Raw genomic sequence first — 24,306 nt, forward strand, 5'->3', positions numbered from 1 at the left:
AATATTTATAGAACTGTGGACTTAATCAAAGTATACGATATTGTAAAAAATCAGATATCCAATTATTGATTTATATCAATAATACTGGGAAATTAAAGGACTATGGTTAATTCACGATTAATCGCTTTAGTGGGTAACTATATGGACTATTGGTTTATATCATTTAAAGTACGTTCAAGAAATGGCGATACGTATGTTGGTCAGAAGATTTTTGAAGCCGTACAGGGGACTACTCCTCATAATGCTTTAGAAGCAGCTATTAAAGACGTGGCAGACTTTAATCAAGCTGATTTGAATACGGTTAGGATTTTGGCATTTAATCGTGTGTAATCATTATTTTATATTTTTAATCCTTAATTAAACCTCGCTATGCGAGGTTTTTTGTTAGATGATTTCTCATTAAAAAATAACATATAGAAGTTAATTTTTATAAAAATAGCTATATTTAGGTACATAATATTAGGTAAAATAGCGACAAATTTAACTTATGAACAATTTTATTATGATAGCTAAATATTTACCTATATTATTATTAGTCATTTCTAATGTATTTATGATGTTTGCCTGGTATGGTCATCTTAAATTTGGATCAAAACCCTTATATGTGGTTATTTTTTTTAGTTGGTTAATTGCATTGGTAGAGTATTGTTTCGCGATTCCTGCCAATCGATTAGGACATCAATATTACAGTACTGCAGAGCTTAAAACATTACAGGAAGTAATTACATTATGTGTTTTCATGGTATTTTCTGTTGTATATTTAGGTGAAGGATTTACTATTAATCATCTTATTGGCTTTATTTTAATTTGTGCAGGTGCTTTTTTTATTTTTAAAGGTCCATTTTAATTAAATTTAGTTAATAATTCGTTAATTTTATTATTACGGAATTTATGCAAACAATAAATTTTAAGCCTGTCATTTGATATTTTCAAAAAACATATTCTATACTAAGTAAGTGGGTTTCTATTCTTATCTTACTTTTATCTATAGGAGGATATATGGCAGGTAAAAAGATTATTATTGGTGCAGATCCTTCAGGTTTTGATCTAAAAAATACAGTCAAATCTTATTTGTGTGAAAAAGGGTACCACGTAGATGATATTACGGCTGAGGCACCGACGGGATATTGTGACGTTGGAGATACTGTTGGAAAAAAAATTTCAGATAAAGAGTATGATTTGGGTTTTATTTTCTGTGGCACCGGAATGGGTGTGAGTATTGCTGCGAACAAACACTTCGGTGTCTATTGTGGAGTTTGTGAGAGCGTAACCACGGCTAAGTTATGTAAGGCTATTAATAATTGTAATGTCCTTTCTATGGGAGGACTGTTGATTACGCCTTTCAAGGCTAAAATGATGGTAGATGCTTTTTTAGGCGCAGAATTCTCGCAGAATTTTAGTGAAGCCACTCCTGATGAGCTGAAATCAGGATATAGTGATATACAAAAAGCAGAAAAACGAATTTTTAATCGTTAAAACGTATTAATTTTTAGAAAAAATAGAGCTAACCCGCCATAATGTGGTGGGTTTTTTGTTTTTTGTTTTTTGTTAGGCGTATTGTTTAATAATTATTGCAACCATTTTAACTTGTTGATATGTAATGTCTTTTGTTTTTTTTGGGGTTGCAGTCTGAGTTAAAAGTAAGTTTCATGATAAGAGCAGGGAGTAATATGCTCCTTTGAATTCAGATATAAATAAAATATTTGAATTTATTGTTTGCGTTATGCCATAGAATATGAGTTAATAGCGTCACTGGTTTGGAAGTACAGACCTACTTTATGAAAGACAAGTTTAAAGCAGTTCCTGTTTGGTGATATCGAAGATACCCCTCTCATTGTGAATTTCTTCTAATTAGTAACCATAAGTAAAAAAGAAAAACAAACCGAAAAATGCCATATGGCGACTTAAAAAAATTATAGGAAATTTAATATGTCTAATACAATGACTGGTACAGTAAAATGGTTCAACGAATCTAAAGGCTTCGGTTTCATCTCTCCAAAAGATGGTAGCAAAGATGTTTTCGTTCATTTTTCTGCAATTCAGAGCGATAGCTTCAAAACTTTGAACGAAGGTCAAGAAGTTAGCTTTACTATCGAAAACGGTGCAAAAGGTCCTTCTGCTGCAAACGTAATCGCACTGTAAGATAAATTAGTTAATACTAATTTTAATCTTTAAAGTGAAAAATATTTAAAACCTCGCCTTGGCGGGGTTTTTTCATATATAAAAAATCATAGTTCAAGCTATTATTATCTTCTGTTTTTTATAATCAAAAATAGCCTATCAGCTATTGCTCTCGTTATTTACTAAATAATTACTATTAGAATTAATCTCAATAGGCTTCTAGCTAAAATTATAATGATTTATGTTTACAAATTAACGTTTTTGATATAAATAATAAATTTCATTTATTAAAATAATTATTTATAATCAATATTTTTGGTTAACTATATAATTAGATCAATCTCAAAAGACTTAATCATAATTTTTAAAGGAATAGGGAATTGGCGTAAGATAAAAAATTCTTTTAATGTTGATTCCTATCAGTTTAATATCGATAATTAAGCGTTCGTGAGTTAATATCTATTATGTTTTCAAAAATTGAGGGAAGCCTAAAATATTAGATTTTGGATACGATAATTGGGGGGTTATTATCGGATTAGCTTTATTTTTCTAGTATCTGTATCGATTAATATAACTATTTTTAGTATTTTTTTCGGAGATATTTTGGAGTTTTGGTTAGTATTTTAGTATAAACCATTTATCAAAATAAGTATGTAGAAAGTAATATCCATCTTGGTTGATTTATAAATTATATTGACATTAATGATTGGTATAATTATTTTGGATGGATGACAAAACAGGCTATGATTAAAATTATTTTAATCATTAATCGTATATTTTTAATTTCGAATAAAGGTAAAAAGAACGAAAATTATAATCTAAATTGCTTATTTAAGATAATATTTTCACTGATTACGATTGTGGAATATTTAGGTTATTCTGTGATTTCTAAGAAATTTAATTTAGAGAAATAGGGTTTTTCCTCAGACACCAGAAACACTACTCATGGCATTATTATTTTCAGAAAAGTATATTATGAAAATATGTTTAATAAAAAATTACTATACAATATTCTAATGGGTATCTTTTTTCTATCACAGCATTACTTTATTTACTTTCGATAAAAATAAATAATATATAAATAAATTTATATTATCAAAAATGAGTATTGTTATAGATGAGTATAGTTATTGCTACACTTTACAGTATTTCTATATTGAATAAGGCTAAGTAAAAAAGAATTAATTTTAACTCTTATTGATTTAGTTTTGGCTGTGTTTAGTGGGATAATTATTAATATATCATGATGTTTATCATTATTATCTTGAGTAAAGTGGTAATTCTAAAATAAATATAACCCCTACATATGAATAATGACGGAGTTATATTTTATTTTTACTTATTTTTGGGCTGGACTCGAATTTTTATCTAGCCATTGCTGCATTTGCTCTATTTCTGGGCCTTGAGCATCAATTATTTCTTGTGCTAATTTTCTCATTTCAGTATTTTTACCGTACTTAAGCTCAATTTTTGCCATATCAATAGCACCTAAATGATGAGCTATCATGCCTTTAGCAAAGGCTATATCAGGGTTTTCAATGGAGGCACTTTCAGCCATTTCTTGATGCATTTTCATCATCGAATGATCAAGCTCTTGTTGCATAGCAGATGGACTATTGTTCGTTAAATTATGCTCCATGGTAGGCATATTTTTATCTGCAATGGCTGAAAAAGAAAGAGCGCTTGATAATAACGTAATTAAAGCAATTGTTTTTTTCATAAATAAATCCTCTTGTTAATTGGGAATAATATTTACTGTAAAGCTTCCTCTAAGGGGAAGGTCAAATAGTCCCGGTAAGATTTTACTTACTTTACATTTCTTCAATTCATGATTATTAATAAATAAAAAATGTTATATTGTAATATATATTATTGTTTAATTACATACTTTATAAATTCATTTAGCTTGGAGGTGATTTTATATTATTAGATGAAATAATTTAATTAGTGATGCTGCAGTGAAAAATAAAAAATATAATTTAATTGGATGTTGTTTTTGATATGTAATATTATTAAAATAAATAGCTTGATGATTATTATTAATATCTGGTGACTGAATTAGTTCATATGTAAAAAGTTAGTTCAATTAACTGGTGTAAAAATAAAGATAGGTGATAAATTAAAATACTAGATAGATAGTTGATGAAATCACTAGTATTGGAATTGTAGATATTATTATTTTATTGCAGGTAATAGTATTTAAACTGGAAAATTATTAATCTTTAAGTTTACATTATAGAGTAATATGGAGTAAAAATAGATAAATTAACTTATTATCATTAAAGAACAAATGGGTTTTATAATCATAGGAAAGACGCAATATAAAAAACTTAAAATATAGTATATTGCAGTATATTTTTGTTTATTTTGCTGTTTTTTATTATTTTTAAATGCCGTTCTGGTAGAGAGAACAGGTGTGTTCTACAATAAAAAATTGTTATATCAGTCATAAGTTATTGAATAAATATTATTTATATTTATTTTTGATGGAAGGTTAATTATTTATAATATACCTATTATTAGGATTGATTTTTATTTTATGCTATTTATGGCTGTCTTGTAAGTAGATTAAAAGTAATTATTGTAGCTGTAAGCTTTCTCTTAAACAGGAGTATACGATGAAAAAAGATAAATGGATTGATACAGAAAATACGGCAAATGAAATAGAGCATCGTTCTAAACATTTGCCTTCTCGAGCTGCAGCTATTCATGAGGAAATCCGCAGCGAAGGGCAGAAGGAATTAAATCGTGATTTATTAGCTTTGTTTTTATCAGCGATTGCTGCTGGTTTATCTATAGGAGTATCACTATTAGTTAAATCAAAGTTAAATATATCTTTTGCTGAGACAGATTATCGTGGTTTGATTGAAAGCTTTGGTTATACTCTGGGGTTCGTGATTATTATTATGTCTCGTCAGCAATTATTTACTGAAAATACACTGACGGCAGTATTGCCTATTATGCATCGACCTACAAAAAATAATTTTAAGATGTTGGGGCGTTTATGGGGAATAGTTCTAATAGGTAACTTAGTTGGAACATTTATTATTGCTTATTTACTAAATAATTTATCAGTTTTTCCACCAGTATTAAAAAATGCATTTCATTTAATATCTGCAGAGTTGCTGGAACAAAGTCCAACTAATATGTTTGTTGGTGGAGTAATTTCTGGGTGGTTGATTGCGACTATGGTATGGATGTTACCCTCTTCGGGGAGTAGTAAAGTCTTTATTATTATCATGATGACTTTTATTATTTCAGCCTTTGGGTTTCCTCATATTGTGGTTGGTTCGGTAGAAACATTTTATTTGATTATTGAAGGTGTGCAGCCTTGGAGCGCTTTTTTCTATCCATTTGGCATACCTACTGTGGTGGGTAACATTTTAGGTGGAACATTTATTTTTAGTGTATTAAGTCATCTACAGATCCGTAATGATTTGAAAGCACGTCAATAACTATTTGTTTTATAATATTATTAATTAATACTTAGTACCTCATCTATTTATGATGGGGTGCTTTTTTATTGATAATCTAATTTTCTATGAACATGGAAATATTAAAATTGAGATAAATTTATTTGTTATGATTTTTATCATTAGTAAAGAGATAATATGCTGTTTTAACGTTAAATAATAAAAAATTGTATTAATTTTGACAAAATAATTTCAAATATATATTCTTATTTGAAATATATAATATCTGTATCTAATTGATTTAAATGATCATTATTTTAAACCTAACTGGGGGGACAAATTTTTTAGTTTTATGACTTGCTAATTGTAATGAGATGTGCGTTAATAGGTCATCGGTTTGGAAGTACAGACCTATTTATGCAAAGCAAGTTTAAAGCAGTTCACCATTTAGTGTAATCATTAATACCCTTCATTGCGAATTCCTTCTAATTTAACGACTCATAAGTACATCTAGCACAAACCCTCTATCCGCCCTTGGCGAATTAAATAAATTTAAGGAATTCTATATGTCAGCTACAATGACTGGTTTAGTAAAATGGTTTAACGAATCTAAAGGCTTCGGCTTTATTGCTCCAAAAGATGGTAGCAAAGATGTTTTTGTTCATTATTCAGCAATTCAAAGTAATAACTTTAAAACATTGCAAGATGGACAAGAAGTCAGCTTCTCAATCGAAGACGGAAGTAAAGGCCCTTCAGCTGCAAATGTTATTGTTCTTTTATAATCAATAGCAAACTTCTTTAAGATAATAGCTTTACGATAGCGATGACGGGTCCCCCTGAGCAGTTAAAGCTGTTATCTATAATATTAAGCCTTGCATTAGCAAGGCTTTTTTTTTGGAGATATATGACTAAGGCTACTAAATTTCATATTGTTATAAAATTATGTACTAATATTTTAGTTATCGTTTTATTATTATCAGCTGTATTGATGATGTCTAAATGGTTTCAATAGATAAACTATTATTGAATATAATCAATTTTTTGTTTTTAATATTATAATTCATTATATAAAAAATCTATTATATCTGTATTTTATAATTAAATTATTATTCATTTTGTTCTGCGAAAAATTTAGCTAATTTACTTAAAGAAATAATAGAAGCAATAGCAATATCTTTATTATAGTCACCACATAAGGAAATTAGACGTTCAATAGCGCCCTCAAGCTCAATAGTACATTGATAATCACCTAATGCATTGATTGCTGCGACTTTGACATCATTGTTTGTTCCGTAAGTTAAAGAAACTAAGTTTTCAACAATTTTATTTTTCATTTTAGAATGTTTAATTTATTATTCAGTGAGTGATATTTTTATTATAGAGTAATGTTTTTTTAAAATAAATTATTTTTTATATCAATGCTAAATATTAAATTATATATAAATTATTATTTCTCAATGATCTATAGATGACTAACTTACTTATTATTAATGGTTGATAATAACTTATTATTTTTAATAATAAGTTATTTGTTGATTGCTGGGTAAGTTTAAGTATTGTTATTAGAGTAAAAAGCCAACCCGAAGGTTGGCTATAACGACATTACTCTTGCTTTTATTATAAAGATTATAGCATAAGTTTAGCCGATGAATAGTACGTTAGAATTGATGTGTGTATCAATGGATAGTGATGGACGTCCGAAAGCATTAATAATGTTCAGAATCTTCATTTTAGAGTCAAAATTGATACTTAAAGCTAATACATTTCGAGTTAATACTGCTAAATTAGACTTGGTTTTTTTAGATATAATGAATTTTGTATAGTCCAATAGGTGGCTGGTAACAAATTTATAATTTAGGTGGTTATTCTTGAAACGGTTTTATATTAAGTTATTTATAGTTGGTCTGTTATCTTTGTCAGTATTTGCGTATGTATATTATAATACAGTGCATGACAGTGATGTATTTCAAACAGTTCAGCAGCGTATTGAGCAAAAAACAAAAGCTACAAAACCATTAATATTTAATGATATGCGTATTGCTCAGCGTTTTGAGCAATCAAAAGGTGAGATGTTACGCGTTTGTGGAGACTTTCAGTATTCATTGGTAGGTAATAAGCAAGCATTTGTAGCAATCGTGAGTATCAGCAATAATAAAATTTCCTCAGCAGGACAAATTTTATTAGCTGATAGTGAGTTTACGCGATCGTCAATACGTACATTATGCGCGGAGCAGCGCTAGCCTTAGCGGATAACCATCATATCCTTTATTAACAGCTGAAAAAGTTATCAACTAACGAGATTATGTGATTTGCTATTGGAATAATGATCGTCATCTGGATATGTAACCAGCGCGCATGCTGAGAACTGATACGTTTAAATCCGTTGTTTAGAAAGAAGATCAAGAAGAACTATATGACATAGTGAACGATCGTGGTGAAACTATTAATTTTGCGCTAATAACAAGTATTGAGGGCAAAAGCTGAGTTGGGTAAAAAATTAGATAATTATTTGAAAATTTTTGCGATCCATTTTATACAGAAGCGATTATTAATTAAAAATAGCATTTAGATGCTATCGGATATCAGTATCATAGTAGTGAAGCTAGTATTTAGAACTCTCAAAAAATTCGCCTATTGCTTGCAGATAAACAATTTCCTAAAGCAAGAGAGATTAGGTTGTCTTTATATAAACAAGCACGCCTGTCTTATGCTGGGAAAAATAGTGAGTATAAAATAACAACACAATGTAATGATTAATAAAAGTAAACGGATAAATATTATATAATTTATCCGTTTTTTATTTCTCTAAATTTTCACCATATTTTTAATCTAATATGTGTGAAAAATATATCACATTGATTAATAAAGAATATTATTTGTTTAGTAACAGTTCGGTTTGGATTTTACAAGCGCTAACAGAATCATTGAGTGATTTAGTGAAATCTTCTTTAGTGGCGAACGCGGTTTTATTATCGCGAATACCTTGGATAGCGACTTGCAGATCTTTTTGCAAAGCAGCTTGATTGCTTTTTAACTTACTCAAATCCAGTTGTTCACTTTTTACCTTGACTAACGCAGTGTCGATCAATTCTTGTGCACTTTTATTGGTGCTATATGCTTGGGCCAGTACATCGCCCGTGATGTCACAATAATCAACCGCGGTTTGACTAATCTTTAATGGTTCATTGGCAGCGAAAGAGAGAACGGGAACCAAACATAAAGATAATAATAGACGTTTCATGGTATTACCTCGGATGCAGTCTAAAGATACCCACAGTCTAGAATAATTATCATCATAAATATAGTAGATAAATCCTTAAGTTTTTTACTCGGCGAATTATTTTTGTTCTCAGTGGAGAAGAATACTATTTATCATGGCAGTATGGGGCGCTCTTTTACAAAGGGATTAAATATAATAATAGAAGTGAATTCGGATTTTTATGGTGACAAAAGAAAAAGCCAGTACAAAACTGGCTGCTAGATAATTTAGCAAAAGCAATGTAGATAAATTTCGTTATATAAATTATCATATGACGTATAAAAGAAAAGCGTTATCTTCAAATAAATAATAATTAATCTGATGTTTGTGATAGAAAGCTACATGAGATGGATAGAAGAGGGCTAATTAACAGTGACTGGCGTTGCCACCAGTCAGATAACTATAAAGAAGTTGTGTTTTAGTTTATTTTTTTAGCCAATGACCATGTTGATGTACATCTTCTAAGATTTCATGCAGAACAATTCGTGCTTCATCATCATCATGAAAGCCATGGGTAGTAAAGATCGTTGGCCCAACATCATGAGTGATTAATAAGTTGCTGCTAGGATAAACCTCTTTTACGCGAGCAGTTAATTCTGCAATATAAGCGTCATACGCAGGTTGAGTTAAATTTTGGACAGAGTCATCAGCAACTTTGATTTTAATTTCCATTGAGTAAACCTTCAGCAGAATGATTATTTTTATCTGACGTGTATACGTCAAGCTAGTGTTTTATTGATTACCATAACGCAGTCTCTTGTGGACAGCAATCTCGTCTTTTCAGTCATCACCTTCCGTTGATGACTTATTGTATTGCTTCTATCTGCGTAAGAGCGGTAAATTTTGATGATATTATTATTAGTACTCAACCATTCTACGAATATTTATCTAAGTTAACAATTGTTCTTATTTTATGATTTCTAATATAGGGAATCACAATGTAAAGTAATTATGATCTCACTGGAAATAAGCAGTCTAAAATCGAACAAAAAACATGCATATGTTGGTTGATTTATATTCAATGATTATCACTTGGCTTACAGTTTAGTCATATGATATGTGAGTTTTTTAATAAATAGAGTAATTAAACAGTTTAAATTTTATGAGCTATTTATATAGCTGAATGATTAAGATATTACGTTAATATAAAATAGATATTTATTAGGATATATAGCTACAGTGAGCTTATCTTAAATTGTTGGTGTAATCTAAATCAATTGATTTATTTTTAAGCTTAAAAATAGTACGGATGAAAAATTTATTTTAAAACAGTTAGTTGATAGATAGTTTTAGGTGGTATCTGGTGTCATCATTAATTGTTTTAGTTAAATGAAATATCACTTAATTAACATAAAGTAGATCACAATGATAAAAATTTATACATCTAAACTCGCTTTATGATACATTATTTTCGTTATCTAATACATTATACCTATCGTCATATATTCATGAATATGTTGATCGAATAATCAATATGTTACCGTGCGTATTTTGCTTAATTAATAATAGTCAATAAGCGATACTATAGGCATCAGCGGAGTTGAATTTGGCATATTCATTATCCGATAAGATAAGGGGAAATATTTTGACTGAAGTTATTAACTATTTAAATAATATACTATGGGGTTCAATACTCATATATTTATTATTAGGTGTTGGTATCTACTTCACTTTACGTACAGGGTTTATTCAAGTTCGTCATTTCTTTCATATGTTCGCTATTTTAAAAAATAGTAATAATTCTAATCGAGAAGATAAGGCAGGAATTTCTTCATTTCAAGCGCTATGTACTAGTTTAGCCGCAAGAGTTGGGACAGGGAATCTGACGGGGGTGGCAATCGCGTTAACAGCTGGTGGACCCGGAGCGATTTTTTGGATGTGGGTTGTTGCGTTGCTTGGCATGGCAACTTCATTTATTGAGAGCACGCTCGCACAGTTATATAAAACGAAGGATGATCAAGGAAATTATCGTGGCGGTCCGGCCTATTATATGGAAAAAGGGCTAAAAATGCGCTGGATGGGGATATTATTCTCTATTTTTCTGATTATTGCGTTTGGTTTAGTCTTTAATGCAGTACAGGCAAATTCTATCGCGCAGGCGACAGCTGTTGCTTTTGATTTTAACCCTCTGTATGTCGGTATATTTTTGGTAATTATTAGCGGGATAATTATCTTTGGAGGATTAAAATCTATTGCAAAAGTGGCTGAATGGGTAGTTCCTGTTATGGCTTTAGCCTACTTAGGGTTAGCTGGATGGGTAGTCTCTGATCATCTAACCGAATTACCTGACGTATTTATGCTGATTATTCGTAATGCATTTGGATTGCAAGAAGCAGCAAGTGGAGCGGTTGCTTATGGCGTTGCACAAGCAATGACCCAAGGCATCCAACGCGGATTATTTTCTAATGAAGCAGGAATGGGGTCGGCGCCGAATGCAGCGGCTTCTGCGTCACCTTATCCACCGCACCCTGCATCTCAAGGTTATGTACAGATGCTGGGTGTATTTATGGATACGATCGTTATCTGTAGTGCGACAGCGATTATCATTATATCTTCCGGTGTCCTTGATAATCCAACAGATAAGATTAGCGGTATTGAATTAACACAGATGGCTTTATCGTCTTCGGTCGGTGACTGGGGAACTACTTTTATTGCTATCGCAATATTTTTCTTTGCATTTACATCGATAATTGCCAATTATGCTTACGCTGAAAGTAATCTGATTTTTCTAGAGAACAACAGTACTACAGGTTTGCTGATTTTACGTCTAGCAGCCTTAGGGATGGTGATGTTTGGTGCGCTAGCTGAAATGCCATTTATTTGGAAACTTGCTGATTTATCTATGGGATTGATGGCTTTAATTAATCTGATAGCCATATCATTGTTGTCAGGAATCGCCTTTAAGATCACCAAAGATTACAATGTGCAGCGTAAATTAGGTAAATTACCAGTATTTGATATTAACCAATATCCAGATATAGAGCGGCAAATAGAACAGGGTATTTGGGAAAAAGAAGCAGTAGAAAAATGGGTCGAAAGAGAAAGTAATCGTTAATTTTTGAGCCTGTTACTATAAATCGAACCAATTTAATCACCTCTTACCTGATCATTCAGTGTAAGAGGTTTTTTATTTGTAGACAGCGACGGTTGCTGTAGGATGACTATAATTTATCGATAAACCTAACTAATTAGCAGAAAAGTTACGTGAAATATATTTTACTCTTACTGTCGCTGGTCTTGGTCGGATGCCAAACTCCACGTGATTATACCATTAGCCAATATCCAATTGCAGGAAAGGCGGGAAATACACCTAAATTTTTAATTATTCACTATACTGCGTTAAATGATACAGATTCCATTAACGTTCTTTCATCAGGTCAAGTCAGTATTCATTATTTGATCCCAAGCATACCTGAAGTAGAAATAACAGGACGATTAACGGCTATACAGATGGTCGATGAAAAATCTATTGCGTGGCATGCGGGACAAAGTTACTGGCAGCAAATGCAAGGTCTGAATAAGTATTCAGTGGGCATTGAAATTGTTAATCGTGGTTTTCAAACGCGTTTATTAGGGCGTCACTGGTTTGCGTATCAGCCTGCACAAATAGAACTATTGGCTAAACTAGCTAAGGATATTATTCAACGCTATGATATTGCACCGGAAAATGTTCTAGGGCATAGTGATATCTCACCCGGTCGAAAAGTTGATCCAGGGAGGTTATTTCCTTGGCAGCAACTAGCGGAGCAAGGTATCGGTGCATGGCCAGAACAACAGACAGTGAAATACTATTTAGCAGGGCGGCCAGTTAACAAACTCGTTGATCCCCATGATAAGTTATTACCTGCGCTAGAACGTTATGGCTATCAATTACCCGTATCATCGACATCGATGAATAGCTTATCAATTAAATTACTGATTCAGGCGTTTCAGATGCACTTTCGACCTGCGGATATTTCAGGAATAGCGGATGCAGAAACAGAAGCCATTGCGTTGGCATTAGTGGAGAAATATCGGGCATCTAAACAGCAGATAATAACGATTAATAAGTCATCTATATAATTACAAATATCAATTCCGCTACCCTACAAGGGGTAATAGAATATATAGCCTAAGGAGTAAAACCAGTGAAAAATATTAGTCAGCAAGCAGCAACTGGTTATGGGATTATCGCGATTTTACTCTGGAGCACTATTGTTGGATTGTTACGCAGCGTAAGTGAAAGCTTTGGGCCTGTCGGTGGTGCTGCATTAGTATATACCTTAGGGGCCATTATTCTATTATTAACCATGGGGTGGCCAAAGTTAACCTTATTTCCTAAAAGATATTTATTTTGGGGAACATTATTATTTGTCAGTTATGAGTTGTGTTTAATTTTATCTTTGGGATTAGCCAATAATCGTCAACAGGCGATAGAATTAGGTATGGTTAATTATTTATGGCCCAGTTTTACGATAGCATTATCAGTTATTTTTGCAGGCAAACGATTTAGTTTGGCATTAATTATTGGTTTGATATTGGCTTTTTGTGGATTGATATGGGTATTAAGTGGCGACCAGTCAATTTCTGCGGTTAATTTATTGGCTAATATTCAAAGTAATCCAGTGAGTTATTTTTTGGCTTTTATTGGCGCAGTTATCTGGGCATTTTACAGTAATGTGACAAAGAAAATTTCTGGTGGGCATAATGGCATGGTGTTATTTTTTATTTTAACGGCGATGGTATTATGGGTATTAACCGGACTGCAATCTAATATTGACATGTCATTCTCTTTAGCGAATACCAGTTTATTAATTTTAGCCGCACTTGCTACCGGTGCCGCAAATGCTTTGTGGACGTTAGCAGTAATTAAAGGCAATGTAACGTTATTAGCTACGCTATCCTATTTTACTCCGGTGATTTCAACGGCTTTTTCTTCTTATTTATTAAGTACTATGCTTACATTGAGTTTTTGGCAAGGGGTTATTATGGTCACGTTAGGCTCAATTATTTGCTGGCTAGCGACACGTCATTAGCTAATAGTATAAAAGTGCCCATTTTATTACTAGTAATGGGCGCTTTTATACTGGAGTTTCAGCGCTATTTTTGAGTTTAAATTGTTATATTATTCGGATAACATTTAATTTAAACGTTAACAAATTTATTAATTGCAGTAGCAACGCCATCTTCGTCATTGGTACCTGTAACAAATTTTGCCATTTTTTGAATATGTTCAGCGGCATTACCCATAGCGACCGACATACTGGCATATTCTAGCATTTGGATATCATTATTATGATCGCCAATACTCATGATTTTATCATGGGTAATCCCTAATTTATCGGCTAAAGTTTTTAGTGCTTGCCCTTTACTAACCGTTTTATTATAGATTTCTAAGAAGTAAGGGCTAGTTCTTACCAAGGAATAACTATCAAAAGTATCTTCAGGAATATAGTTAATACGTTCAGAAAGCACTTCGGGATGATCAATCATCATTAATTTAGTAAAAGATAATTGGCGATCCATCTCTTCTACTGGGCAATATATCAGTGGAGTATTGGTGAGGTATGCATCAACAACAGTATAATGATGGATATGTTTATTAGCTGTATAAATAGAATTATCAGCTAGCGCATGCATATGAACCCCAATTTCGCGCGAGAGTGACTCAAAAAATTGATAGTCGGCAAATTCGAGTAGGTCTTCAACCAAATGTTCGCCATTATGGGCTTTATGGATCACACTGCCGTTATTACTGATACAGTAGTAATGGCTATTATCTAATTCTAATTGATGCAAAAAAGGAGCAATTCCAGAATAGGGTCGTCCTGATGCAAGAACTATATGAACGCCTTTTTCTTTTGCTAGCTGGATGGCATTTTTTACTGCATCAGTAACTTGATGGTGGCTATTTAATAAAGTTCCATCTAAATCTATGGCGATCAATTTAATCGACATTAATTCCTCCGGGTAATTAAGAGCGTTATTATCTTGAATTACCTTACTCTATTTATATCAAATGTAAATCAGCAGCAATGGATAAATAGGTGATAACATTTACGCTAGTTGATCCCTAATTATTCTGCGAAATCAGGGCTCAAATGTAATGGCTGCTTGACCATTAGTTCAATGTCTTGATTTTGTCGGAAATCAAACGGTGTGATCCCATATTCTTTACGAAACATATAAGTAAAATGAGATTGAGAACCAAAGCCAAAATCTAGAGCGATATCAAAAATAGACTGCTGACTGTTTCTCAGTAGATTCACAGCTCCCGCAAGTCGTCGTTGGCGAATATATTTACCAAGAGAAATTCCCGTGACTTCTTTGAATATTTTTTGCATATGCCATAGTGAGTAGCCGGAATAGGCAGCTAGTTCTTCTAAGTGGATGACTCGACCTAAATGGTTTTCAATCCATTTACTTAAGGCGCAGACCAATGCTAGGTGATTATATTGTGGCATCTCAATTACAGGCTAGTTAAGGATAAATGCAGTATACACAACTTTTTTTGTAGATGACAAAGGCCAGTTGTGCGGTAAAATCAGTTAACTCAGCATTGAGGCTATATTTTACGCTATCTTCATCATTATAAGACTGAAAACTTCCCCCTAATAAACGCGAATAGCTCAATTAATCAACGATTGAATTGAATAACAATTTCTAACACATGTAAAAATTTTAGATTGCCAAAGTATTATTATACTCAAGGTAGGACATATAAAATGGTGAAAAGGATCTTTTATATAACCCAAAGTGTATCGCTGGTTGATCAAGTTGCATGATTGAAAGGTAAAAAATTGATTAAAATTAAAAGATTACTTATTATCCTCTTGGTCATATTTAGTTGCTTGTTATTGTATTTGTTGGCATTAGACAATGTGTGTGATCAGGGCGGCAAGGATTTTAAGTATGGCGTTTGTCAGATAACCGATTGGTTACCCTTTTAATTGCTTACAAAGTAGTCGTCGGTAAAGCTCTTTTATTGACTAATTTTAGTTATGATTAATTGGCAAATAATGCTATTAATACGAAGATAAAATCGTGAAATTATAAAATTGTTAAATAATTAGTCACGAATAATAAAAAACAATCAAGGGTGTCATAATGTCAGAAATGAATGAGCAAACGTTAAAGCGAGGATTAAAAAATCGGCATATCCAGCTGATTGCTTTAGGGGGTGCTGTTGGTACAGGGTTATTTTTAGGGATCGCCCAAACGATTAATATGGCGGGCCCTTCAGTTTTATTAGGGTATGCCGTTAGTGGATTTATTGCTTTCCTTATTATGCGTCAGCTGGGTGAAATGATAGTTGAAGAGCCTGTCGCAGGCTCATTTAGTCACTTTGCTTATAAATATTGGGGTAGCTTTGCTGGTTTCTTATCCGGTTGGAATTACTGGGCAATGTTTATTCTCGTCGGAATGGCAGAATTGACTGCTGCCGGTATGTACATGAAATACTGGTGGCCAGACTTACCAACTTGGATATCTGCAGCTATTTTCTTTGTGGCTGTTAATGGTATTAACTTAATTAATGTACGTTTATACGGTGAAACCGAATTTTGGTTTGCAATTATTAAAGTCGTAGCCATTATTGCGATGATAATATTTGGATCTTATTTACTGATAAGTGGAAATGGTGGACCTCAAGCATCTGTTGCCAATCTTTGGCAGCACGGAGGCTTTTTCCCTAACGGTATTTCTGGGCTAGTGATGGCGCTGGCTGTCATTATGTTCTCCTTTGGTGGCTTAGAGTTAGTGGGGATTACGGCAGCTGAAGCAGAAGATCCACAAACCAGTATTCCTAAAGCGACCAACCAAGTGGTTTATCGTATTCTTATTTTTTATATTGGTTCTTTAGCCGTATTACTTTCACTATATCCGTGGATCAATGTGGTGAGTGGTGAAAGTCCGTTTGTGCTTATTTTCCATGATTTAGGTGATAAATTAGTCTCTAATGCTTTGAATGCGGTTATCTTGATTGCTGCGCTCTCGGTTTATAATAGCTGTGTATATAGTACCAGTCGTATGCTTTATGGTTTAGCGCAGCAACGAAATGCCCCACATTTCTTAACCCGAGTGACGCGCAGTGGTGTGCCGCTAATGGCACTTTCAGTTTCCGCATTAGCGACCTCATTGGGTATTGTCGTTAACTATATGATGGGAGGAAAGGCGCTTGAATTATTGATGTCACTGGTCGTAACCACGCTGGTGATTAACTGGATTATGATTTGTGTTTCTAATCTTAAATTCCGCGCCGCGAAAAATAAACAAGGTGTGACTACTCGTTTCCGTGCGCTATGGTACCCATTTGGTAATTATTTGTGCTTAGCATTCTTAGCTTTTATTTTAATCATTATTTTGATGACTGATAGTATTCGTATCTCGGTGATTTTAATGCCATTTTGGATTGGATTTTTATGGATTGGTTTCCAATTTTCTAACGCCAGAAAACAGTCTATTAATAATAACAAATCTGCATAATTAGTTTATGTCAAAGTTAATAGAACATTTGATACAAGCTAATGACCAAGACGTAATCACCTAGAGTTAATGGATTAAAATAGAAACTAAAAAGGCGACTAATAGAGTATTTATTAGTCGCCTTTTTATGATAAAACATTTTTTACAGATTATTTTTCGCTAACTTTATTATTACCACTGCCAACGAAGCCAAGCAAATAATACGTTACCATTATTATAGGTACCCGGAACATAGGTAGCTTGAAATGCTAGGCGATTGTATTCAACCGAAACTAAAGGTAAAGGCAGTGGTATTGGAATATAGTTATATTCATGGCGAGCCGTGATACTTAAGGTAAAACCGGCGCCCATACGAAAGCCGTCTATATCTCCGGGGATCCACATTTTCTGGAAGCCATAACCTATAATCGGTTCGACTTTGTCATTCGAATCCATAAACGCCATTGCATAAAGAGAATGCCAATCATTATCTTCATCATAGCGATATTTACCTAGCCCTAAACCCCAAGGGGTCTCATTATATCTATCGGTTTTTTTCTTATCATACGTCAAGCGGTTATGCCAAGTTAGTGCCGGTAAATAGACCTCATATTCAGGAGAATCCCATGTTTTACTGACATTGCTGGTAAATTTATCCCACAATCCCGGCGTATTTATTGATGCTGGGGCAACGTCTGAAGTGGAAGATGCGGAACAAGTAGCCGAACTTAACCAGATAGTTGAACTCGCCGCTAGGATCACCCAATTTTTTACAGTCATTACAATTCCAATATACGTTAACACATCACGTGTTTTTCATCTCTTACCCTAAAAAATCCTTTGGACAAAATGTATGTTAAAACAATCAGCAATGGCATTAAAAAATATTATATCGAGCTATAATAACATTTTTTTAAAAAGTGAAAACTAATACATTATTCATTATAAGAAAAATCTTAGATTATATATGTATTGATTCTCTATTTTTGATTTTTTCAGATTATGAATTTTTAACCTTAATAAGGAGTTAGTACAGCTGATAGTACTGAAAATAGCTAGTATACCGACTAGATAGAGGTTGATGATAGGCTAATATCAATGAGTAATAATCTCATAGTTTCTCTAGGTTATTTTTTTGTGTGACTGTAAATAATATTATTTAAATGAGTAAAATTTAAAAAGAAGAGTGTTTTAGTATCATTTTATCTTGAGTTTATTATAGCGCAACGAGCTAAATATAAAGTAATTATATTTGACGACAGATAAATTAATATAATATTAATTATATTTTTATTGGGTTAAATGTATTTGATTTTACCCGCTGGTTTGCGCTGATAATTAATGCGATACTAATCCGCATATTTTCTGCTTTTGCCAAAAATGGTAGAGCATTTGACTCGGGGCGCCTTAAGGCTGAGATGAACCCGTATTACCTGATCTGGATAATGCCAGCGTAGGGAAGTCGGTGAACTGGGTATCATTTTCCTTGCCAAATCATCACTCCTTAGCTGCATTTAAGTTACTAATACTTATAATCCGCATTTAAGGAGAAATATAGTGAGAATTAATGCATTAACCATCGCTGGAACCGATCCTAGTGGTGGTGCCGGGATCCAAGCCGATTTAAAAACCTTTTCGGCCCTTGGTGCATACGGAACCTCAGTGATTACGGCGCTGGTGGCGCAAAATACCCAAGGGGTCCAAGCGGTCTACGATATTTCTTCCGAGTTTTTTGCGACTCAGCTCGCATCCGTTTTGTCAGATGTGCGAATCGATAGCGCAAAAATTGGAATGCTCTCGAATAGCCAAAATATTGCTGTTCTTGTTAGTGCCTTAAGACGCTATCCTATCCCTTATGTTGTCCTTGATACCGTTATGGTTGCAAAAAGTGGTGATCCACTATTATCTCCTGATGCTATAAGCACTATGGTGAGCCACCTTCTGCCGTTGGTCTCATTAATTACCCCTAATCTACCGGAGGCTGCGGCATTATTGGCGACTTCTGTTGCCACGAATGAAAATGAAATGAAAATACAAGGGAGGATGCTGCTAGCAACAGGTTGCCAAGCGGTATTAATGAAAGGGGGACATTTGAATGAAACAGAAAGTCCAGATTGGTTATTTACTGCACAAGGCGAATGGCGGTTTTCCGCACCGCGTATCAATACCGTGAATACTCATGGAACTGGTTGTACGTTATCAGCAGCACTTGCAGCATTACGACCTAAATTTAGTAACTGGCAAACGACATTGCCGGTGGCTAAAAATTATTTACAACAGGCTTTATTAATGGCGGACTCATTAGAAGTGGGACAGGGTATTGGACCAGTCCATCACTTTCACCAATGGTGGTAATTAACTATATGTGTTGGAGAATAATAAATGGAACCATAAACTCCAACACACAATAGCGTTAAAACTAAATAAATCGCAGTAAAACAAGCGCTAAAAACCACAAAAAGTAGCGATGAAAATGCGTACTGCACTATCTAGGATAATAGGTCACATTGTGGCGGTAACCGACAGCTAATAACGTTAGGTAAAATCTCAAAGCGGAACGTTTCACCAGATAGTGGTTCGCCATCGAGATTAAATACCATTTTATGCGGAGAATGAATTTTTATCCATGAACTTGTTCTGCGGACAATACTGTCATTTTTTTCGGGGTTAAATAGATTATTGACGATAGCCGGGATTATCTCACGGGCAGGGATCAATAGAAGGTCTAATTTTCCATCATCGATTAATGCGTTTGGAGTTAGTACTTGTCCGCCACCAGCTTGTCGACCATTACCAATACCGATAACCAAGGTTTCGCCTTCCCAATTGAAATCTTCGGCTTCGACGCGACAAATATCTGTTTTTAGTGTATCCGGTCTAAATAGCCCGTTGACAAAATAGGCCATCCCTCCTAGCGCAGATTTGAGAGCAGCAGGGGTTTCTGTTGTTATACGGGCGCCAAAACCACCAGTCGCCATATTGACGAAATAAAAGTCATCATTAACTTTAGCTAAGTCGATAAGGGTTGTTTTTCCTTTAATTGCTAAAGCTAAAGCATTGTCGATTTCACGTGGGATCCCCGCACTGGTGGCGAAGTCATTAGCAGTACCGAGCGGTAGAATAGCGAGAGTAGGTCTTGAGCTACTCTGGCAGCGCATTAGGGCGGTAGCTACGGCATTAATAGTTCCATCACCACCACCAGCAATAACTGTGTCTATACCCCTGCTCACGGCCTCGTCGATAAAGCGGGTTAAATCATCAGGTTCCCAAGAGACACGAACGAGAATATTTGCACCCTCATGACGTAATTTCTCTACCGCACTACGCACTTCGGGATTCGTTGCATTTGGAGCAAATATAATCAGCATGCTGATATTTGAATTCTCCATATTTAACCTCTTTTTATACATGGATTTAATGGCGACAGGGCAGAATTAGACCTGATTATTCTTTTACTATAGATGGTTATATTGCGTGAGATAAATTTATTTTGCTAATAATGATTAAAATAGCCTTTAAATAGAGTCGCTAAAAATAATGATTAGAAGTGTAACTTAAAATTTAGTTCAAGGAGAAGGAGAAAGAACGTTGGAAAAATAAGCCGGGAGCTAATGATGGATAAAACGAATTGTGGGTAAAGTAAACAGATAAAAGAAATGGCCAGCCCAAGGGAGATTGGGCTAGCCAAGGAGGTGGTTCCTAGTCTTAATCTATGACTTTATAGTTCTTAATTTTCGTTGAGGATTATAGGACAAGCAGATATTGATTGATGTGATCTATGGCAAAAATTTGCATATTAGTTATAAGTTGAGTGTATGAATTTATAATATTGCTGAATTATTCAATATCAATGTAATGACTATTCTACTGGCAAACTCAGCCTATGTTGGGCTTGCCGATTTGCATGTAATCTTTTATTTCTATCCGCTATGAGGGGACGGTAATATATAAGTTAAGCTAATTGTATTCTCCACAGGGAATTGTATCGAGGGATTCAATGAAGGTTACAGCTCTAGCTATGCTGTTGTTGTCCTTAATGATAAACGCAAGCAGAGCAAACTGATTCAGGCATAAACTACAGAACAAGTCGGTTTTAACAAGTAGAGATAGTCCATAATTTTGAGAATAAGCCTGAATCAACAAAGCTCGAGATATCATTAAAATGCTTACTTTTTTGGGCACGGGCTTCATGTGATGAAGCGCAATTGGATTGGGGCTCTGTAAAAATCGTGAGAGGATGATCGCTACCGTATTAATTAAGTTACCTTAGCTTCGCTACCGTAACTCAGCTATCAGTAGCTTTTTCTGAGTACCTAAGACGCGCTATTTTTAGTCAATTATTCAAGTAAGCCGATAAAATCAAAATAGGGATTAGCGTATTGGGGGTTAATGTTATGAGCTATTAAGGGTCATCAACAAGCAAGTCGATAGACTCAACAAAATCCGGCCTCAGTTATTCTTACGCGGGTTCAAAAAGAGAGCTTTAACAGTAAATGGAAATGGTTGAATCCTTTAGATCAGACAAAAGGTCTGATCTAAAGGGAAATAATACTAATAAAAAGCCATCGCATTAGCTTCTGTATTCAGAATATTGCGATGGCTAATATGTGCTCGTAAAGTTAATCACTTTAAAGTACACAGGCTAAAATACCTATGTGCTGAAAATTATTCTTATGCCGCCGAGTGTGGATCACGGGTAGTAGTACCCGGTAAGTTTCTGATCAGCAAACCAAATTCGAGATTAAAATCTTCAGGAATAGGTAAATAAACAATATGCCCATTTCCTGGTGCAACATCAATGGCTTCACCTTTACGATTCGCCAGTGTTTCTAATGTGAATACTACGTTGCCAGCTGGCGTCATTAATTCCAAGCTGTCGCCGAGGCTGAATTTATTTTTTACGTCGACTTCGGCTAATCCATTAACACGTTTACCGGTTAATTCACCGACAAATTGCTGGGTGTCAGAGACCGAATAACCATATTCATAAGTTTGGTAGGAATCATGGGTATGACGACGTAAAAAGCCCTCGGTATAGCCACGATGCGCTAATCCTTCAAGTGTGGTAAGTAATGATGCATCGAAAGGTTTGCCTGCGGCGGCATCATCAATTGCACGGCGATAGACCTGTGCTGTACGAGCGCAGTAGTAGAATGATTTTGTCCGGCCTTCAATTTTTAGTGAATGTACGCCCATTTGAGTTAGTTTTTCAACATGCTCAATGGCACGTAAATCTTTAGAATTCATGATGTAAGTGCCGTGTTCATCTTCAAAAGCCGTCATGTATTCGCCCGGACGTTTAGCTTCTTCAATCATAAAAACTTTATCGGTAGGTGCACCCGCGCCGAGGGTTGGCTGAATATTTTTGACTGCAATCGGTTCATGTTGGTGAACAATATTACCAACATCATCTTCTTTGCCTTCTTCGACTTTATATTCCCAGCGACAGGCATTGGTGCAAGTCCCTTGGTTAGGGTCACGTTTATTGATATAGCCAGAGAGCAAACAGCGGCCAGAATAGGCCATACATAATGCACCGTGAACAAAAATTTCCAATTCAATCTCAGGCACATGCTGGCGAATATCGGCAATTTCTTCGAGAGAAAGCTCACGGGATAAAATAACCCGCGTCAGTCCCATTTGATGCCAGAATTTTACCGTAGCCCAGTTCACCGCGTTGGCTTGTACCGAAAGATGAATATCCATGTTCGGAAAAGCTTCACGTACCATCATAATCAGTCCTGGATCGGACATAATTAATGCGTCTGGAGCCATTTCTATCACTGGCGTAAGGTCACGAATAAAGGTTTTTAATTTGGCATTGTGAGGGGCAATATTGACCACAACATAGAATTTTTTACCTAATTCATGAGCTTCTGCGATACCTTTAGCCAAATTTTCGTGATTGAATTCGTTATTACGCACACGCAAGCTATAACGCGGCTGTCCCGCATATACGGCATCTGCACCGTAAGCGAACGCATAACGCATGTTTTTGAGTGAACCTGCTGGGGATAATAATTCTGGTTTAAACATGATAATTCTCGGTCTGATAACAAGTCAGGGCTTACCGGATTGATAAGCTTTTAAGGAGGCAGATTCTAGCGCGTTATCGAGAAAATGCCAAATAAACCCTGCAAACAGTACGCGTATAAAAATAGCGAATTTATGGATCCACAATAAATTATTGGCGCTGCTTTATTCGTCGGATTCATTTTCAACTTCATCCCAACGGTATCCCAGTCCATAAATTGAACGAATGAAAGTTCGAGTATTGTCTAACGAGTTAAGTTTTCGGCGTAGATTTTTGATATGGCTATCAATAGTTCGGTCAGTAACTACACGATGATCATCATAAAGAATATCCAGTAGTTGATCTCGAGAGAATACGGTCCCAGGATTATCGGCAAAGTTTTTAATTAGACGAAACTCCGCTGGAGTTAACTCGAGTTGTTTATCTTGATAGCGAACTTGATAAGCTATTTCGTCGATAGTCAGTTTTTCATCGGAGGCTAAAAACGTATCATGGCGTACACAACGGCGTAAAATGGTTTTAACGCGAGCGACAACTTCCCGCGGGCTAAAGGGTTTGCAAATGTAGTCATCTGCGCCGATTTCTAAGCCAAGTAAGCGATCCACTTCTTCTGTTTTTGCGGTCACCATAATAACTGGGATTTGACTAAATTTGCGTAGCGCTTGGCAAATTGAAATACCATCTAAGCCCGGTAGCATTAAATCGAGTAAGATAATATCTGGCTGGTGGTTTTTGACATAGTCAATCACTTGGTCACCACGTAACAGCCATGCGGGCTGATAACCTGCGGCATGCAGATAATCATACAATAATTGACCCAATTTCGGTTCATCTTCGACGATTAGCACGTTGGCTGAGGTGATTGAACTGTTCATACTCAGTGAGTTTCCATATTAAGTTAGCTATCTTTAGCTATATTTATACTTAGCTATATAAAGAAAGCGGCTATACAAAGTGACAAGCTTAAACGGTGATACGTTTATCATTAGGTATCTGCTAACTACAGTTTCTGACAACATATCGTTGTACATAGCGTT

23 protein-coding genes and 1 riboswitch are annotated in these 24,306 nt (G+C 34.5%); of the genes, 13 read left to right on the forward strand and 10 right to left on the reverse strand.

The genetic code is table 11. The annotated features are described in order from the left end of the window. The first annotated feature begins 141 nt into the window (after positions 1-141). From M992_RS08730 to cspE (M992_RS08745), 4 genes are all read left to right on the forward strand, one after another. Entirely contained in the window at positions 142-330 is a 189-nt protein-coding gene (locus M992_RS08730; protein WP_248842508.1) for a hypothetical protein, read from the forward strand. Between the two features lie 172 nt (positions 331-502). Next, positions 503-847, forward strand: a complete 345-nt coding sequence (locus tag M992_RS08735) for a DMT family protein (protein ID WP_053908528.1) — start codon at positions 503-505, stop codon at positions 845-847. A 152-nt stretch (positions 848-999) separates the two neighbouring features. Continuing rightward, the gene (locus M992_RS08740; RefSeq protein WP_053908180.1) at positions 1,000-1,476 is read left to right on the forward strand and encodes an RpiB/LacA/LacB family sugar-phosphate isomerase; all 477 of its coding nucleotides are present in this window, start codon (positions 1,000-1,002) and stop codon (positions 1,474-1,476) included. A 453-nt stretch (positions 1,477-1,929) separates the two neighbouring features. Then, a complete protein-coding gene (gene cspE, locus M992_RS08745; protein WP_053908181.1) occupies positions 1,930-2,142 on the forward strand; it encodes a transcription antiterminator/RNA stability regulator CspE in 213 nt (70 codons plus the stop codon). Between the two features lie 1,318 nt (positions 2,143-3,460). Here cspE (M992_RS08745) and copM read toward each other — a convergent pair. Beyond that, entirely contained in the window at positions 3,461-3,841 is a 381-nt protein-coding gene (gene copM, locus M992_RS08755) for a CopM family metallochaperone (RefSeq protein WP_053908183.1), read from the reverse strand. An 898-nt stretch (positions 3,842-4,739) separates the two neighbouring features. Between copM and M992_RS08760 the strand changes: the two genes are divergently transcribed. Beyond that, on the forward strand, positions 4,740-5,576 hold the full coding sequence (locus tag M992_RS08760) for a formate/nitrite transporter family protein (protein WP_053908184.1): 837 nt from the start codon (positions 4,740-4,742) through the stop codon (positions 5,574-5,576). 524 nt (positions 5,577-6,100) lie between these two features. Next, complete coding sequence (gene cspE / locus M992_RS08765) at positions 6,101-6,316, forward strand: transcription antiterminator/RNA stability regulator CspE (protein ID WP_053908185.1); 216 nt, start codon at positions 6,101-6,103, stop codon at positions 6,314-6,316. A gap of 324 nt (positions 6,317-6,640) precedes the next feature. On the opposite strand, the gene M992_RS08770 is transcribed toward cspE (M992_RS08765), so the two are convergent. After that, positions 6,641-6,868, reverse strand: coding sequence for a hypothetical protein (locus M992_RS08770; RefSeq protein ID WP_047255430.1), 228 nt, complete (start codon positions 6,866-6,868; stop codon positions 6,641-6,643). 534 nt (positions 6,869-7,402) lie between these two features. Between M992_RS08770 and M992_RS08775 the strand changes: the two genes are divergently transcribed. Then, on the forward strand, positions 7,403-7,774 hold the full coding sequence (locus M992_RS08775) for a hypothetical protein (RefSeq protein ID WP_053908186.1): 372 nt from the start codon (positions 7,403-7,405) through the stop codon (positions 7,772-7,774). Between the two features lie 632 nt (positions 7,775-8,406). Here the strand turns inward: M992_RS08775 and M992_RS08780 are convergent. Next, on the reverse strand, positions 8,407-8,775 hold the full coding sequence (locus M992_RS08780) for a hypothetical protein (RefSeq protein ID WP_053908187.1): 369 nt from the start codon (positions 8,773-8,775) through the stop codon (positions 8,407-8,409). A gap of 441 nt (positions 8,776-9,216) precedes the next feature. Further along, positions 9,217-9,465, reverse strand: a complete 249-nt coding sequence (locus M992_RS08785; protein ID WP_053908188.1) for a DinI-like family protein — start codon at positions 9,463-9,465, stop codon at positions 9,217-9,219. A gap of 913 nt (positions 9,466-10,378) precedes the next feature. Here M992_RS08785 and M992_RS08790 point away from each other — a divergent pair. The 3 genes from M992_RS08790 (at position 10,379) to yddG (ending at position 13,808) form a co-directional block, all read left to right on the forward strand. Then, positions 10,379-11,848 carry an alanine/glycine:cation symporter family protein gene (locus M992_RS08790; protein WP_053908189.1) on the forward strand — a complete coding sequence of 490 codons (1,470 nt, stop codon included), beginning with the start codon at positions 10,379-10,381 and terminating at the stop codon, positions 11,846-11,848. Between the two features lie 149 nt (positions 11,849-11,997). After that, entirely contained in the window at positions 11,998-12,855 is an 858-nt protein-coding gene (locus M992_RS08795; protein WP_053908190.1) for an N-acetylmuramoyl-L-alanine amidase, read from the forward strand. Between the two features lie 65 nt (positions 12,856-12,920). Further along, positions 12,921-13,808, forward strand: coding sequence for an aromatic amino acid DMT transporter YddG (yddG, locus tag M992_RS08800; protein WP_282955649.1), 888 nt, complete (start codon positions 12,921-12,923; stop codon positions 13,806-13,808). A gap of 109 nt (positions 13,809-13,917) precedes the next feature. Here the strand turns inward: yddG and yidA are convergent, their stop codons facing one another. After that, entirely contained in the window at positions 13,918-14,730 is an 813-nt protein-coding gene (yidA, locus tag M992_RS08805; protein ID WP_053908191.1) for a sugar-phosphatase, read from the reverse strand. Between the two features lie 119 nt (positions 14,731-14,849). Then, positions 14,850-15,236: a helix-turn-helix domain-containing protein gene (locus M992_RS08810; RefSeq protein ID WP_053908192.1), complete on the reverse strand. Its 387-nt coding sequence runs from the start codon at positions 15,234-15,236 to the stop codon at positions 14,850-14,852. Positions 15,237-15,581: 345 nt separating this feature from the next. Between M992_RS08810 and mgrB the strand changes: the two genes are divergently transcribed. Beyond that, positions 15,582-15,722 (forward strand): PhoP/PhoQ regulatory lipoprotein MgrB, encoded by a 141-nt coding sequence (gene mgrB / locus M992_RS15740; protein WP_479686843.1) that lies wholly within the window; start codon positions 15,582-15,584, stop codon positions 15,720-15,722. Positions 15,723-15,879: 157 nt separating this feature from the next. Further along, positions 15,880-17,256 (forward strand): amino acid permease, encoded by a 1,377-nt coding sequence (locus tag M992_RS08815; protein ID WP_053908193.1) that lies wholly within the window; start codon positions 15,880-15,882, stop codon positions 17,254-17,256. Positions 17,257-17,427: 171 nt separating this feature from the next. Here M992_RS08815 and pagP read toward each other — a convergent pair whose 3' ends face one another. Continuing rightward, positions 17,428-18,015, reverse strand: coding sequence for a lipid IV(A) palmitoyltransferase PagP (gene pagP, locus M992_RS08820; protein ID WP_053908194.1), 588 nt, complete (start codon positions 18,013-18,015; stop codon positions 17,428-17,430). 608 nt (positions 18,016-18,623) lie between these two features. Next, positions 18,624-18,712: riboswitch (TPP riboswitch) on the forward strand. A gap of 77 nt (positions 18,713-18,789) precedes the next feature. Between pagP and thiD the strand changes: the two genes are divergently transcribed. Continuing rightward, on the forward strand, positions 18,790-19,590 hold the full coding sequence (gene thiD / locus M992_RS08825) for a bifunctional hydroxymethylpyrimidine kinase/phosphomethylpyrimidine kinase (protein WP_174721778.1): 801 nt from the start codon (positions 18,790-18,792) through the stop codon (positions 19,588-19,590). Between the two features lie 134 nt (positions 19,591-19,724). On the opposite strand, the gene yegS is transcribed toward thiD, so the two are convergent. The 3 genes from yegS to baeR all read right to left on the reverse strand — a co-directional run bounded on the left by yegS (position 19,725) and on the right by baeR (position 24,144). Then, complete coding sequence (gene yegS / locus M992_RS08830) at positions 19,725-20,624, reverse strand: lipid kinase YegS (protein ID WP_082335407.1); 900 nt, start codon at positions 20,622-20,624, stop codon at positions 19,725-19,727. Positions 20,625-21,906: 1,282 nt separating this feature from the next. Beyond that, positions 21,907-23,271, reverse strand: a complete 1,365-nt coding sequence (gene trhP, locus M992_RS08835) for a prephenate-dependent tRNA uridine(34) hydroxylase TrhP (RefSeq protein WP_047257047.1) — start codon at positions 23,269-23,271, stop codon at positions 21,907-21,909. Positions 23,272-23,433: 162 nt separating this feature from the next. Next, a complete protein-coding gene (gene baeR, locus M992_RS08840) occupies positions 23,434-24,144 on the reverse strand; it encodes an envelope stress response regulator BaeR (RefSeq protein WP_053908197.1) in 711 nt (236 codons plus the stop codon). Between the last annotated feature and the right edge of the window lie 162 nt (positions 24,145-24,306).

The sequence above is a fragment of the Moellerella wisconsensis ATCC 35017 genome (assembly GCF_001294465.1).
GTDB classification, from domain to species: Bacteria; Pseudomonadota; Gammaproteobacteria; order Enterobacterales; family Enterobacteriaceae; genus Moellerella; species Moellerella wisconsensis.

Excerpts from the sequence above, each read along its gene's own strand:
- M992_RS08730 (WP_248842508.1), top strand. The coding sequence starts at position 142 with ATGGACTATTGGTTTATATCATTTAAAGTACGTTCAAGAAATGGCGAT.
- M992_RS08735 (WP_053908528.1), top strand. The coding sequence starts at position 503 with ATGATAGCTAAATATTTACCTATATTATTATTAGTCATTTCTAATGTA.
- M992_RS08740 (WP_053908180.1), top strand. The coding sequence starts at position 1,000 with ATGGCAGGTAAAAAGATTATTATTGGTGCAGATCCTTCAGGTTTTGAT.
- cspE (WP_053908181.1), top strand. The coding sequence starts at position 1,930 with ATGTCTAATACAATGACTGGTACAGTAAAATGGTTCAACGAATCTAAA.
- copM (WP_053908183.1), bottom strand. The coding sequence starts at position 3,841 with ATGAAAAAAACAATTGCTTTAATTACGTTATTATCAAGCGCTCTTTCT.
- M992_RS08760 (WP_053908184.1), top strand. The coding sequence starts at position 4,740 with ATGAAAAAAGATAAATGGATTGATACAGAAAATACGGCAAATGAAATA.
- cspE (WP_053908185.1), top strand. The coding sequence starts at position 6,101 with ATGTCAGCTACAATGACTGGTTTAGTAAAATGGTTTAACGAATCTAAA.
- M992_RS08770 (WP_047255430.1), bottom strand. The coding sequence starts at position 6,868 with ATGAAAAATAAAATTGTTGAAAACTTAGTTTCTTTAACTTACGGAACA.
- M992_RS08780 (WP_053908187.1), bottom strand. The coding sequence starts at position 8,775 with ATGAAACGTCTATTATTATCTTTATGTTTGGTTCCCGTTCTCTCTTTC.
- M992_RS08785 (WP_053908188.1), bottom strand. The coding sequence starts at position 9,465 with ATGGAAATTAAAATCAAAGTTGCTGATGACTCTGTCCAAAATTTAACT.
- yidA (WP_053908191.1), bottom strand. The coding sequence starts at position 14,730 with ATGTCGATTAAATTGATCGCCATAGATTTAGATGGAACTTTATTAAAT.
- M992_RS08810 (WP_053908192.1), bottom strand. The coding sequence starts at position 15,236 with ATGCCACAATATAATCACCTAGCATTGGTCTGCGCCTTAAGTAAATGG.
- M992_RS08815 (WP_053908193.1), top strand. The coding sequence starts at position 15,880 with ATGTCAGAAATGAATGAGCAAACGTTAAAGCGAGGATTAAAAAATCGG.
- pagP (WP_053908194.1), bottom strand. The coding sequence starts at position 18,015 with ATGACTGTAAAAAATTGGGTGATCCTAGCGGCGAGTTCAACTATCTGG.
- yegS (WP_082335407.1), bottom strand. The coding sequence starts at position 20,624 with ATGGAGAATTCAAATATCAGCATGCTGATTATATTTGCTCCAAATGCA.
- trhP (WP_047257047.1), bottom strand. The coding sequence starts at position 23,271 with ATGTTTAAACCAGAATTATTATCCCCAGCAGGTTCACTCAAAAACATG.
- baeR (WP_053908197.1), bottom strand. The coding sequence starts at position 24,144 with ATGAACAGTTCAATCACCTCAGCCAACGTGCTAATCGTCGAAGATGAA.